Annotated in this window: 12 protein-coding genes; 11 read left to right on the plus strand and 1 reads right to left on the minus strand. The window is 74.5% G+C overall.

The features are described from left to right. Positions 1–24: 24 nt before the first annotated feature. From ACFV46_RS18680 to ACFV46_RS18725, 10 genes are all read left to right on the plus strand, one after another. A complete protein-coding gene (locus tag ACFV46_RS18680) occupies positions 25–300 on the plus strand; it encodes an acyl carrier protein (protein WP_361924427.1) in 276 nt (91 codons plus the stop codon). Positions 301–404: 104 nt separating this feature from the next. Then, positions 405–1,193, plus strand: a complete 789-nt coding sequence (fabG, locus tag ACFV46_RS18685) for a 3-oxoacyl-ACP reductase FabG (RefSeq protein ID WP_361338426.1) — start codon at positions 405–407, stop codon at positions 1,191–1,193. Between the two features lie 32 nt (positions 1,194–1,225). Beyond that, positions 1,226–2,176, plus strand: a complete 951-nt coding sequence (locus ACFV46_RS18690; RefSeq protein ID WP_385498904.1) for an aromatase/cyclase — start codon at positions 1,226–1,228, stop codon at positions 2,174–2,176. Between the two features lie 2 nt (positions 2,177–2,178). Beyond that, positions 2,179–3,660: an FAD-dependent monooxygenase gene (locus tag ACFV46_RS18695; RefSeq protein ID WP_385498905.1), complete on the plus strand. Its 1,482-nt coding sequence runs from the start codon at positions 2,179–2,181 to the stop codon at positions 3,658–3,660. Positions 3,661–3,702: 42 nt separating this feature from the next. Continuing rightward, positions 3,703–5,241, plus strand: coding sequence for an FAD-dependent monooxygenase (locus tag ACFV46_RS18700; RefSeq protein ID WP_376726806.1), 1,539 nt, complete (start codon positions 3,703–3,705; stop codon positions 5,239–5,241). Positions 5,242–5,245: 4 nt separating this feature from the next. Further along, complete coding sequence (locus ACFV46_RS18705; protein WP_361924435.1) at positions 5,246–6,124, plus strand: alpha/beta fold hydrolase; 879 nt, start codon at positions 5,246–5,248, stop codon at positions 6,122–6,124. Further along, complete coding sequence (locus tag ACFV46_RS18710; RefSeq protein WP_385498906.1) at positions 6,121–7,425, plus strand: MFS transporter; 1,305 nt, start codon at positions 6,121–6,123, stop codon at positions 7,423–7,425. The genes ACFV46_RS18705 and ACFV46_RS18710 overlap by 4 nt, the downstream gene beginning before the upstream one ends. After that, complete coding sequence (locus ACFV46_RS18715) at positions 7,422–8,288, plus strand: 4'-phosphopantetheinyl transferase superfamily protein (protein WP_361924439.1); 867 nt, start codon at positions 7,422–7,424, stop codon at positions 8,286–8,288. The genes ACFV46_RS18710 and ACFV46_RS18715 overlap by 4 nt, the downstream gene beginning before the upstream one ends. Next, complete coding sequence (locus tag ACFV46_RS18720) at positions 8,285–9,877, plus strand: acyl-CoA carboxylase subunit beta (protein ID WP_385498907.1); 1,593 nt, start codon at positions 8,285–8,287, stop codon at positions 9,875–9,877. Before ACFV46_RS18715 ends, ACFV46_RS18720 begins: the two co-directional genes overlap by 4 nt. Before the next feature lie 10 nt (positions 9,878–9,887). Continuing rightward, positions 9,888–10,100, plus strand: coding sequence for an acyl-CoA carboxylase subunit epsilon (locus tag ACFV46_RS18725; RefSeq protein WP_376726803.1), 213 nt, complete (start codon positions 9,888–9,890; stop codon positions 10,098–10,100). Positions 10,101–10,127: 27 nt separating this feature from the next. Here the strand turns inward: ACFV46_RS18725 and ACFV46_RS18730 are convergent, their stop codons facing one another. Next, complete coding sequence (locus ACFV46_RS18730; RefSeq protein WP_385498908.1) at positions 10,128–11,432, minus strand: MFS transporter; 1,305 nt, start codon at positions 11,430–11,432, stop codon at positions 10,128–10,130. An 83-nt stretch (positions 11,433–11,515) separates the two neighbouring features. On the opposite strand from ACFV46_RS18730, the gene ACFV46_RS18735 reads away from it, so the two are divergent. Then, positions 11,516–12,484, plus strand: coding sequence for a LysR family transcriptional regulator (locus ACFV46_RS18735; RefSeq protein WP_385498909.1), 969 nt, complete (start codon positions 11,516–11,518; stop codon positions 12,482–12,484). Positions 12,485–12,520 lie beyond the last annotated feature (36 nt).

A 12,520-nucleotide genomic window follows, 5' to 3' on the forward strand; every position in this document is an offset into this window, starting at 1 on the left:
GCGAACGAACGAGAGGAATCCCACGTGTCCACACAGCAGTTCACCCTCGACGACCTCAAGCGCATCCTCATCGAGGGCGCCGGCGCCGAGGAGACCGTCGACCTCGACGGCGACATCCTCGACGCGGACTTCGAGCACCTCGGCTACGAGTCGCTGGCCCTGCTCGAGACCGGCGGCCGGATCGAGCGCGAGTACGGCATCACCCTCGACGACGACGTCCTGTCCGAGGCCAACACGCCGCGCGCCCTGATCGACGCGGTCAACGGGCAGCTGGGAAGCGGGTCGCAGGCCGCCGCCTGACCTTCCGCGACACCGGCACTCCCTGATCCGCCGCCGTCGGCACCCCTTCGGCCGACGGCGGCGCATTCCCTCGTAGCCATGACCGCAAAGGAGTTGGAAGAGACATGCCGCAGCAGCAGACGCAGCGGGTCGCACTGATCACCGGGGCCACCAGTGGCATCGGACTGGCGGCCGCCCGGCAGCTGGGCTCCGCCGGGCACCGGGTGTTCATCGGTGCCCGCAACGCCGACAACGTGGCCGCGACGGTCAAGCAGCTCCAGGAGGAGGGCATCGAGGCCGACGGCGCCGCCGTGGACGTCCGCTCCCGGGACGCGGTCCGCGCCTTCGTACAGGCCGCCGTGGACCGGTTCGGCGGCGTCGACGTCCTCGTCAACAACGCGGGCCGCAGCGGCGGCGGTGTCACCGCCGACCTCGCGGACGAACTGTGGGACGACGTCATCGACACCAACCTCAACAGCGTCTTCCGGATGACCCGCGAGGTCCTCACCACCGGCGGCATGCGCGACCGCGGCTGGGGCCGGATCATCAACATCGCCTCCACGGCCGGCAAGCAGGGCGTCGTCCTCGGCGCCCCCTACTCCGCCTCCAAGCACGGCGTCGTCGGCTTCACCAAGGCCCTCGGCAACGAGCTGGCGCCCACCGGGGTCACCGTCAACGCCGTCTGCCCCGGCTATGTCGAGACGCCCATGGCCCAGCGGGTCCGCCAGGGCTACGCCGACGCCTACGGCACCAGCGAGGACGCGATCCTCGAGAAGTTCCAGGCGAAGATCCCGCTCGGCCGCTACTCCACCCCGCAGGAGGTCGCCGGGATGGTCGGCTACCTCGCCTCCGACACCGCCGCCTCCGTCACCTCCCAGGCGATCAACGTCTGCGGTGGCCTCGGCAACTTCTGACCCCCGACCACCGAGAAGAAGAGGACGAGGACGTGACCACGACGAACGCGACGACCCGCGAGGTGGCGCACGAGATCACCGTCTCGGCCCCCGCCGACGCCGTCTACCGGCTGATCGCGGAGGTGGAGAACTGGCCGCGGATCTTCCCGCCCACCATCCACGTCGACCACCTGGAGAAGGGCGCGCGCGAGGAGCGCATCCGCATCTGGGCCACCGCCAACGGCGCCCCCAAGAGCTGGACCTCGCGGCGCACCCTGGACCCGGAGAACCGCCGGATCACCTTCCGCCAGGAGGTCTCCGCGCCTCCCGTCGCCGCGATGGGCGGCGCCTGGGTCATCGAGGAGCGCCCCGGCGGCGAGTCGCTGGTGAGGCTGCTGCACGACTACCGGGCCGTCGACGACGACCCCGAGGGCCTGGCCTGGATCGACGAGGCCGTCGACCGCAACTCCCGCTCCGAGCTGGCCGCCCTGAAGGAGAACGTCGAACGGGCCCACGCCACCCGCGAGCTGACGTTCTCCTTCGAGGACACCGTGCTCATCGAGGGCGCGGCCAAGGACGTCTACGACTTCATCGACCAGGCCGACCGCTGGGTGGACCGGCTGCCGCACGTGGCCCGCGTCCGCTTCGAGGAGCCCGCGCCCGGCCTCCAGGTGCTGGAGATGGACACCCAGGCCAAGGACGGCTCGACGCACACCACCAAGTCGTACCGGGTGACGTTCCCGCACCGCGCGATCGCCTACAAGCAGGTGACGCTTCCGGCGCTGATGACCCTGCACACCGGCCTGTGGACGTTCGAGGAGTACCCGCGCGGGGTCGCCGCGACCTCCCAGCACACGGTGGTGCTGAACCCGGACAACATCCAGCGGATCCTCGGCCCCGACGCGACCGTGGAGGACGCCCGCGAGTACGTCCAGGGCGCGCTGAGCACCAACAGCCGGGCCACGCTGGGCCACGCCCGGGACCACGCGGAGAAGAGCCGCTGACCATGGCCACCGACACCTCCGGCGCCGGCCGGGTCGTCGTGGTGGGGGCGGGTCCCGTCGGCCTGTTCCTCGCCGGGGAGCTGCGCCTGGGCGGCGCCGACGTCGTCGTCCTCGAACGGCTGCGCGTCCCCACCACGGAGTCCCGCGCCTCCACGCTGCACGCCCGCACGGTCGAGCTGTTCGACTGCCGGGGCCTGCTGGACGCGCTCGGCGACCCGCCCCGGGAGCCGCGCGGCCACTTCGGCGGCGTCCCCATGGACCTCACCGTGCCCGGGCCGTACACGGGCCAGTGGAAGGTGCCGCAGACCCGGACCGAGGAACTGCTCCAGGACTGGGCCCGCGCCCTCGGCGCCGACGTCCGGCGCGGCTGGGAGGTCCGCGGACTCGTCCAGTCGGACGCGCACGTGGAGCTGACGGTGGCGGCCCCGGACGGCGAACGGCGGCTGCGGGCGGCGTACGTCGTCGCCTGCGACGGCGAGGACAGCACCGTCCGCGCCCTGACCGGGGCGTCCTTCCCGGGCTCCCCGGCGGCCCGTGAACTGCTGCGGGCCGACATCGCCGGCATCGACATCCCGAACCGGCGCTTCGAACGCCGGGAGCACGGGCTGGCGATCGCCGCCCGGATGCCCGGCGGCACCACCCGCGTCATGGTGCACGCCTTCGGCCGGGCCGCCCGGCCGCGCACCGGACCGCCCGCGTTCGCCGAGGTCGTCGACGTCTGGCGGCGGGTCACCGGGGAGGACCTGAGCGGTGGGCGCCCGGTGTGGCTCAACGCGTTCGGGGACGCCAACCAGCAGCTGGAGCGCTACCGGCACGGCCGGGTGCTGTTCGCCGGGGACGCCGCCCACCGGCAGATGCCCAGCGGCGGCCAGGCGCTCAACCTCGGTCTGCAGGACGCGGCCAACCTCGGCTGGAAGCTCGCCGCGGTGACCCGCGGCCGGGCCTCCGACGGGCTGCTCGACACCTACCACGACGAGCGGCACGCCGTCGGGCGCCGCGTGCTCGCCAACATCCGCGCCCAGGCGCAGCTGCTGCTCGGCGGACCCGAGGTGGAGCCCGCCCGCGCCCTGCTCGCCGAACTCATCGCGGCGGGCCCCACCCGGGACCACCTCGCGGCGATGATCACCGGGCTCGACATCCGCTACCCGGTGGGCGGCGGCACCCACCCGCTGCTCGGCGCCCGGCTGCCGCTCGGCACGCTGCCCACGCCCGACGGCCCGGTGGACGTCGCCCGGGCGCTGCGGGACGGGCACGGCCTGCTGCTGGTCGCCGACACGGCCCGGGCGGAGCTGCGCTGGCTCGGCAAGATCTGGGCCGACCGCGTCACCCCGGTGGCGGTACGGGCCGGCGCGGACGCGCCCCTGCACGGCGCCGAGGGGCTACTGGTGCGCCCGGACGGCCATGTCGCCTGGGCGGGCGCGGACCCGTGGGCGGCCACGGCGGCGATCCGGCACTGGTTCGGACGGCCGGACCCCGGGCTGTGATCCCACGCGAGGCCGAACACCGCAAGTCATGGCAAGTCGTACATGTTCCTATCGATTCGGGCGACGTGCAGAGAGGGAAGCACTGTGGACACGGATGTGATCGTCGTCGGTGCGGGGCCGACCGGCCTCATGCTGGCCGGAGAACTGCGGCTGGGCGGAGCCCGGGTCGTGGTCGTGGAGAAGCTCGCCGAGCCGACCGGGCAGTCCCGCGGACTCGGCTTCACCGCCCGCGCCATGGAGGTGTTCGACCAACGGGGCCTGCTCCCGCGCTTCGGAACGCTGGAGAAGAGCCCCATGGGCCACTTCGGCGGCATCCAGTTCGACTACACGGTCCTTCAGGACGCCCACTTCGGCGCGCGGGGCGTCCCGCAGTCGCAGACCGAGGCCGTCCTGGAGGAGTGGGCCGCTGAGCTGGGCGCCGACATCCGCCGGGGCTGGGAGCTGACCAAGCTGTCCGAGGACGGCCACGGCGTCGAGATCGTCGCCGCCACCCCCGACGGCGAACAGCGGCTGCGCGGCGCCTACCTGGTCGGCTGCGACGGCGGCCAGAGCGTCGTACGCCGGGCCGCCGGCTTCGACTTCCCCGGACTGCCCGCCACCCGCCGAATGTACCTGGCGGACGTCACCGGCTGCGCCATCCGCCCCCGCTTCCTGGGCGAGCGGCTGGAGCACGGCATGGTGATGGCCGCGCCGCTCGCGCCCGGCGTCGACCGGATCATCGTCTGCGAGCACGGCACGCCCGCCGGGGACCGCCCGCAGACCGTGGAGTTCGAGGAGGTCGCCGCCGCCTGGGAACGCATCACCGGCGAGTCGCTGGCGGGCGGCGGCGCCGACTGGGTCAGCTCCTTCACCGACGCCACCCGGCAGACCTCCGCCTACCGCAAGGGCCGTGTCCTGCTCGCCGGGGACGCCGCGCACGTCCACCTCCCGGCCGGCGGCCAAGGGCTCAGCACCGGCGTCCAGGACGCCGTCAACCTGGGCTGGAAGCTGGCCGCGGTGGCCCGCGGCACCATGCCCGACAGCCTGCTCGACACCTACCACGACGAACGGCACCCGGTCGGCGCCCGTCTGCTGATGAACACCCGCGCCCAGGGCATGATCTTCCTCGGCGGCCCCGAGGCCGACCCCGTCCGGGCCGTGTTCGGCGAGCTGATGGAGCTGGAGGACGTCCGCCGCCGGCTCGCCGGCATCGTCAGCCACCTCGACGTCACCTACGACCTCGGCCCCGGCACCCACCCGCTGCTCGGCCGCCGCCTGCCCCCGCGCCCGCTGGAGCTGCCCGACGGCACCCGCACCGGCACCGCCGACCTGCTCCACCCTGCCCGCGGCGTCCTGCTCGACCTGACCGGCGACCCCGCCCCGCGCGAGGCCGCGGCCCCCTGGACGGACACCGTCACCGTGGTCACGGCCCGCCCCGAGGACCCCGGCGCCTTCGCCGGGGCCACCGCCCTCCTCGTCCGCCCCGACGGGCACGTGGCCTGGGCGGCCGGCGGCGACAGCGCCCGGGACGACGTGGCCGCCGGGGTCGACCGCCTCGTCGAGGCCCTGCACCACTGGTTCGGCAGCCCGGAGGTGGCGTAGCACGATGACCACCGCGTCCCTGTCCGTCGGCCCCCGAGTACGGCGGATCACCCTGAACGCCGCCGGGCACACCCTGTCCGCCCTGCTGAGCGCGCCCCCGGACACGCCACCGCGTGCCACCGTCGTCGCGCTGCACGGAGCCGGGATGAGCGCGGGGTACTTCGACGGCGGGGCCCAGCCCGACGCCTCCCTGTGCGCGCTGGGCGCGCACCTGGGGTTCCAGGTCCTCGCCGTCGACCGGCCCGGCTACGGCGACTCCGCCGCCGGGTTCCCCGACGGCCTGGACCTCGCCGGGCAGGCCCGTGTCCTCGGGGCCGCGCTCGACGACTTCCGCGCCGGGTACGACACCGGCGTCGGAACGTTCCTCCTCGCGCACTCCTTCGGCGGCAAACTCGCCCTGACCCTGGCCGCCGAGGCCCCGCCGCCCGGACTGCTGGGCCTGGACATCTCCGGCTGCGGACACCGCTACGCCCCGCGCTCCCAGGAACTGCTCACCGGCACCGACCGGGCCCGCTGGAAGCACAACTGGGGCCGGCTCGCCCTGTACCCGCCGGCCACCTTCCGGCACAGCGCCGACTTCGTCCGGCCGGTGCCCGAACGGGAACTGCGGGCCGCGTCCGCCTGGCCCGACGTCTTCGACGCGCTCGCCCCGCGCGTGCGCGTCCCCGTACGGCTGACGTTCGCCGAGCACGAACTGTGGTGGCGGCACGACGCCGACGCCCTCGACGACCTGCGCGCACGGCTCAGCTCCGCCCCGCGCGTGGTCGTCGACCGGCAGCCCGACGCCGGGCACAACATCAGCCTGGGCCGCACGGCCCGCGCCTACCACCTGCGCGCGCTCGCCTTCTTCGAGGAGTGCCTGCCCGAACGGGACGGTCCATGACCGGGTCCCACGCCGGGAAACGGGGACCGCGGGGACTGCTGGCCACCGGGACGCGGTCGCTGGGCGTGCGCAACTTCCGGCTCTTCGCCGGCGGGCAGATCGCCTCCGTGACCGGCACCTGGATGATGGTCGTCGCCCAGGACTGGCTCGTCCTCGACCTCACCGGCGACTCCGGCACCGCCCTCGCCACCGTCACCGCGCTCCAGTTCACGCCGATGCTGCTGCTCACCCTGTACGGCGGCCGGATCGCCGACCGGTACGACAAGCGGGCGCTGCTGACCGGGGCCAACATCGCCTCCGGGCTGCTCGCGCTGCTGCTGGGGCTGCTGGTCACCGGCGACGGCGCCCGGCTGTGGCACGTGTACGGATTCGCCCTGGCCCTCGGCGTCGCCAACGCCGTCGAGGTGCCCGCCCGGCTGTCCTTCATCGCCGAGCTCGTCGGGCCGGAGCTGGTGCCCAACGCCTCCGCGCTCAGCGGTGCCTACTTCAACATCGCGCGGGTCGTCGGCCCCTCGCTCGCCGGGCTGCTGATCGAGGCGGCCGGCACCGGCACCGTGATGCTGCTCAACGCGGCCAGCTACGCGGCGACCGTCGCCGGGCTGCGCGCCATGCGGCCCGGCGAACTGCACCGGCCCGAGCGGCCCGCCGCCCGCGACGCCCGGGTCGTGGAGGGACTGGCCCATCTGCGGTCCCGGCCCGACCTGGTGGCCACCCTGTCCCTGCTCGCCGCCGTCTCCCTGTTCGGCCTCAATCTGCAGCTGACCCTGCCGCTGATGGCCCGCACCGTCTTCCACACCGACGCCGCCGCGTTCGGGCTGCTCACCGCCGCGCTCGCCGCCGGATCCCTGCTGGCCGCCTTCACCAGCACGCTGCGCCGGGGCCGCCCCCCGGCCCGGCTCGTCATCGGCTGGGCCTGCGCCTTCGGCGCGCTCGCCGCGGCCACCGGCTGGGCGCCGAACCTGGCGGTCGCCCTGCTCCTGCTCGTCCCGACCGGCTTCGCGTCCCTGTACTTCGCGCAGGCCGCCAACCACCGCGTCCAGCTGGGCAGCGACCCCGCCTACCGGGGCCGCGTCATGGCCCTCTACACCCTCATCCTCCAAGGCACCGCCCCGCTCGGCGCCCTGTTCGTCGGCGCCGTCACCCACTACCTGGGGACCCGCTCCGCGCTGTGGGCCGGGGGACTGATCTCCCTGGCGGCCGCGCTCGTGGCGGCGGCCGCCGACCGCGGCGCCGCGCGCGCCGGCACCGCCGGGACCGAGCGGACGACCCACCCCACCACCCGGACCGGGAGCCGCCCGTGAACCACCCCCTCGACCCGCACCCCGCCCGCGGCGCCCGGCAGCTCGGCCCGTCCGATCTGCACCTGTGGCTGCTGCCGGCACCGGCCTCACCGCGCGACGCGCCCGTCGGCGAACTCGACGACCACGAGCGCCGCCGCGCCGCCGCCTACCGCCGGCACGCCGACCGGCAGATGTACGTCGCCGCCCATGTGGGCCTGCGCCGGGTGCTGTCCGTCTACACCGGCGTCGCGCCCCGGCGGCTGGTCGTCGGCCGTGAGTGGTGCGAGGAGTGCGGGGAACGGCACGGCCGGCCCGTCCTGCTCGACCTGCCGGGCGCCCCCGAGTTCTCCCTCTCCCACAGCCACGGGCTCGCCCTGGTCGCCGTCGCCCGCACCCGGGTCGGCGTCGACGTGCAGGCGCTGCCGTCGCCCGCGACCGTCGACGCCTGCCTGCCCCTGCTGCACCCGGCCGAGCGCCAGGAGATCGCCCGCGTCCCGCCCGAGCGGCGGCCGACCGCGTTCGCCCGGCTGTGGTCCCGCAAGGAGGCGTATCTGAAGGGGCTCGGCACCGGGCTCGCCCGCGCCGCCGACCTCGACTACCTCGGCGAGGGCGCCGAGTCCTGGCGCCCGGCCGGCTGGACGGTGCGCAACATCCCGCTGTGCGAGGGCCATGTCGGCGCCGCCGCGCTGGCCGGCGCCGGCGACCGGCGGGCCGCACTGCACCCGGTGCCCGCCGACTGGCTGCACGCCCGGGACGCCGTGGAGCGGATCCACGCCGTCGAACCGGGACTGCGCACGGTGCTGCGCGCCCACGACCCGTCGTCCGTCCGCCCGCACGACCTCATCGACACCAGGAACAGGAAGGAAAGGGCCCAGGCATCATGACCGTCGTCGATCCCGAGACGCTGCTGCCCGACACCGACGCCCCCGAGGCGGACCGGTTCTCCGAACTGGCGGCCATCAAGGAGCTCGCCCGCACCGGCCCCGACCCGAGGGCCACCGAACGCCAGCACGCCAAGGGCAAGCTGACCGCCCGCGAACGCATCGAACTGCTGCTGGACCCCGGCTCGTTCACCGAGGTGGAGACCCTGCGCCGGCACCGCGCGCAGGGCTTCGGACTCGAGGCCAAGCGGCCGTACACCGACGGCGTGATCACCGGCTGGGGCACGGTCGAGGGCCGCACGGTCTTCGTGTACGCCCATGACTTCCGGATCTTCGGCGGTGCGCTCGGCGAGGCCCACGCGCAGAAGATCCACAAGCTGATGGACCTGGCCATCGCGGCCGGCGCCCCGCTCGTGTCGCTCAACGACGGCGCGGGCGCCCGGATCCAGGAGGGCGTCTCCGCCCTCGCCGGGTACGGCGGCATCTTCCGGCGCAACACCAAGGCGTCCGGGGTGATCCCGCAGATCAGCGTGATGCTCGGCCCGTGCGCGGGCGGCGCCGCGTACAGCCCGGCACTCACCGACTTCGTGTTCGCGGTGCGGGACATCTCGCAGATGTTCATCACCGGGCCCGACGTCGTGAAGGCGGTGACGGGGGAGGAGATCACCCAGAACGGCCTCGGCGGCGCCGACGTCCACGGCGGCACCTCCGGCGTCGCCCACTTCGTCTACGACGACGAGCGCACCTGCCTGGAGGAGGTCCGCTATCTGCTGACCATGCTCCCCTCCAACAACCGCGAACTCCCGCCCGCCCACCCCACCGGCGACCCGGCGGACCGCCCCGGCGACGCCCTGCTCGACCTGGTCCCCGCCGACGGCAACCGCTCCTACGACATCCGCAAGGTCGTCGAGGAGATCGTCGACGACGGCGACCACCTGGAGGTGCACGCCGCGTTCGCCACCAACCTCGTCTGCACGCTCGCCCGGATCGACGGGCATGTCGTCGGCATCGTCGCCAACCAGCCCGCGTCCATGGCCGGCGTCCTCGACATCAGGGCCAGCGAGAAGGGTGCCCGGTTCGTCCAGTTCTGCGACGCCTTCAACATCCCGCTGGTCACCCTCGTCGACGTACCCGGCTTCCTGCCCGGCGTCGACCAGGAGCACGAGGGCATCATCCGGCGCGGCGCGAAACTCCTGTACGCCTACTGCAACGCCACCGTGCCCCGCGTCTCCGTGGTCCTGCGCAAGGCGTACGGCGGCGCCTACATCGTCATGGACTCCCGGTCCATCGGCGCCGACATCGCCCTCGCCTGGCCCACCAACGAGATCGCCGTGATGGGCGCAGAGGGCGCCGCCAACGTCGTCTTCCGCCGCGAGATCGCCGCCGCCGACGACCCCGAGGCGATGCGCCGCCGCAAGATCGAGGAGTACCGCAGCGAACTCGTCCACCCCTACTACGCGGCCGAGCGCGGCCTCGTCGACGACGTCATCGACCCCCGCGAGACCCGCCTCGCCCTCAGCCGCGCGCTGACGATGCTCGCCACCAAATCCGAGTCCCTGCCCACCCGCAAGCACGGCAACCCGCCCCAGTGAGGAGCACCCCATGACCCCGACCCCGGCCGACCTGCTCGCCGCCACCTCGGTCCGCGTCCTGCGCGGCGCCCCGAGCCCCGAGGAACTGGCCGCCTTCACCGCGGTGCTCACCCTGCGCCTCGCCCCGGCCCCCGACCCGGCGCCGCCCCGCCCCTCCACGGCCGCCTGGTCCCGCCCCGACCGCACCCGCCCCTACACGAGCCCGCGGGCCTGGCACACCTGACCCCGACCCGCACGGGGCTCGTCCGCCTCACGCCTCCCGAGGGCGAGGCACCCGTGCCACCACCGCCACCACCAGGGCAACCGCGGCGGCCACGGCCGGCACGGCGTACCCCGTGGACGGGGACATGTGCTCCACCGTCCAGCCGCCGGTCGCGCTGCCGCAGGCTATGCCGCCGAGCAGGGCCGTCACCGCGAGGGTCATGCCCTCGTTGAGGCGGCCCGGTGGGGTGCGGCGCTGGACCAGGGCCATGTTGGTGATCATCGTGGGGGCGGTCGCCATGCCGGCCAGCAGCAGGGTCGCGGCCAGCACCGGGAGCGAGCCGGTGGTGGACGTGGCCAGGGCCGGCAGAACCAGCAGCGCGGTCATCGCCGCCACGCACCACGGGTAGCGGCGCTCGGGGGAGCCGGTGAGCCGCAGCCGGCCGTACACCAGGCCCGCCACGCAGGACCCGGCCGCCTGGAGCCCCAGCACCGCGCCCGCGGCGGCCCGGTGCCCCTGCGCGTCGGCGTACGCGATCGTCACGACCTCCGTCGCCCCGAACACCGCGCCCAGGGCGAGGCAGACGGCCAGCAGCGCGGGCATGCCGGGCGCGCGCAGCGGCGCCGGGCCGGGCGCCGAGGCCGGGCCGTGCGCCGGCGGCTCGGTCGACCGCTGGGCGGCGAAGGCCAGCACCCCGGTCACCAGCAGCGTCACGGCGACGAGCGTGCCCGCCTCGGGGAAGAACGTCCCGCACAGGAAGGCCGCGAGCACCGGGCCCAGCATGAAGCACAGTTCGTCGACGGACTGCTCGAGGGAGTTCGCGGTGTGCAGGGCCCCCGGGTCGTCCTTCAGCAGATGGGTCCACCGCGCCCGGGACATACCCCCGGTATTGGGTGTGCTCGCGGTGGCGGCGTAGGCGGCGAACAGCGTCCACGCGGGGGCGTCGTACCGCACGCACAGCAGCAGGGCGAGGCTGCCCAGCGCCGCGAGCAGCGTGGCCGGCACGGCCACCCGGGCCTGCCCGTACCGGTCGACGAGCCGCGCGACCCCGGGCGCGACCACGGCGGTCGCCGCCAGCCCGGTGGCGGTGACGGCCCCGGCGAGGGCGTACGACCCGCGCGTCCCGGCGATCATCACGACCGCGCTCACGCTGAACATGCCCATGGGCAGCCGGGCCGCCAGGTTGGCGGCGGTGAAGGCGAGCGCGCCCGGCCGGGCGAACAGCCGCCGGTAGGGTCCCGGGGGCCGCCGGGCCGTCCGTCCACGGGGAGGGATCGCGGCAGCACGGGTGGGTGATGGGACGTTCCGGACTTCCCCGGCATCAGGGGCACTTGTGGCGGTCGATCTCGGCATGCGCCCAGCCTCGGCCGTCACCGATCACCGGGTCCAACACCTGCTCCGCACGGATTCACGCACTCCTGTTGTAAGTTCGGCCCATGCCGGCTCCCGCCCACCTCGACCCCCGCCTCCTGCGCGCCTTCCTGGCCGTCGCGGAGGAACTGCACTTCACCCGCGCCGCCGCCCGCCTGTACGTCGCCCAGCAGGCGCTCAGCCGGGACGTGCGCCGCCTGGAGCGCGAGCTCGGCGCCGAGCTGTTCGTGCGGACCACCCGCCAGGTCACCCTCACCCCCGACGGCGAGCGCCTCGTGCCGTACGCCCGCCGCGCGCTCCAGGCGCAGGACGACCTGCTCGCCGCCTTCGGGCAGGCCCGCCCCCTGCTCGTGGACCTGAACACACCCGGCCTGCGCACCACCCGCGCGGTCCTGCACCGGGCGCGCGAACTCGCGCCCGAGCTGGAGCTCATGGCCCGCTTCGAGAGCGGTCTGACGGGCGCCGCCGCCGATCTGCTCGCGGGCCGCCTCGACGCCTCGTTCGGCCGGTTCGCCGGCCTCGACCCGGCGCTGCGGGCCGGCCTCGACCACCAGCCGGTCCGTCTGGAGCCGATGGCCGTCGTCCTCCCCGAGGACCACCCCCTGGCCGCCCGGGACACGGTGCCGCTGGACGCGCTCGCCGGGGAGACCGTGTACGCCGGCGCCGGCAATCCCCGTACCCCCGAGTGGACCGCGCTGGCGCGAACCCTCTTCGAGGGGCGAGGGGTCGAGATGGCCGCCCCGGCGCCCCTGGCCGTCGGCGACGAGGAGTTCCAGCGGCTCATGGCGAAGACGCGGAACCCGGTGCTGGCGGTCGTCGACTTCCCCCCGATGCCGGGCACGGTGCTCCGCCCGCTGACGCACCCGGTCCCACTGTCGCCAGTATCACTTGTATGGAGAAAGGGTCTCGAACATCCCGGACTTATCGCCCTCCGCCGGGCAGCCTCCCAGGTCACAGGCGAGGAAGGATGGCTGGATCGACCACCTGAGGGATGGATTCCGGCCACCGACGCATGCGTCATGGGTGTCCATTAGTTGGCACGTGGCAACCACGAAACCTCCGCGTGCGCT

Source organism: Streptomyces sp. NPDC059852 (assembly GCF_042731455.1).
Taxonomy (GTDB): domain Bacteria; phylum Actinomycetota; class Actinomycetes; order Streptomycetales; family Streptomycetaceae; genus Streptomyces.

Bases quoted from the DNA above. Each gene is read 5' to 3' on its own strand.
- fabG (WP_361338426.1), top strand. From the start codon at position 405: ATGCCGCAGCAGCAGACGCAGCGGGTCGCACTGATCACCGGGGCCACC.
- ACFV46_RS18695 (WP_385498905.1), top strand. From the start codon at position 2,179: ATGGCCACCGACACCTCCGGCGCCGGCCGGGTCGTCGTGGTGGGGGCG.
- ACFV46_RS18700 (WP_376726806.1), top strand. From the start codon at position 3,703: ATGTTCCTATCGATTCGGGCGACGTGCAGAGAGGGAAGCACTGTGGAC.
- ACFV46_RS18705 (WP_361924435.1), top strand. From the start codon at position 5,246: ATGACCACCGCGTCCCTGTCCGTCGGCCCCCGAGTACGGCGGATCACC.
- ACFV46_RS18710 (WP_385498906.1), top strand. From the start codon at position 6,121: ATGACCGGGTCCCACGCCGGGAAACGGGGACCGCGGGGACTGCTGGCC.
- ACFV46_RS18720 (WP_385498907.1), top strand. From the start codon at position 8,285: ATGACCGTCGTCGATCCCGAGACGCTGCTGCCCGACACCGACGCCCCC.
- ACFV46_RS18725 (WP_376726803.1), top strand. From the start codon at position 9,888: ATGACCCCGACCCCGGCCGACCTGCTCGCCGCCACCTCGGTCCGCGTC.
- ACFV46_RS18730 (WP_385498908.1), bottom strand. From the start codon at position 11,432: ATGCCGAGATCGACCGCCACAAGTGCCCCTGATGCCGGGGAAGTCCGG.
- ACFV46_RS18735 (WP_385498909.1), top strand. From the start codon at position 11,516: ATGCCGGCTCCCGCCCACCTCGACCCCCGCCTCCTGCGCGCCTTCCTG.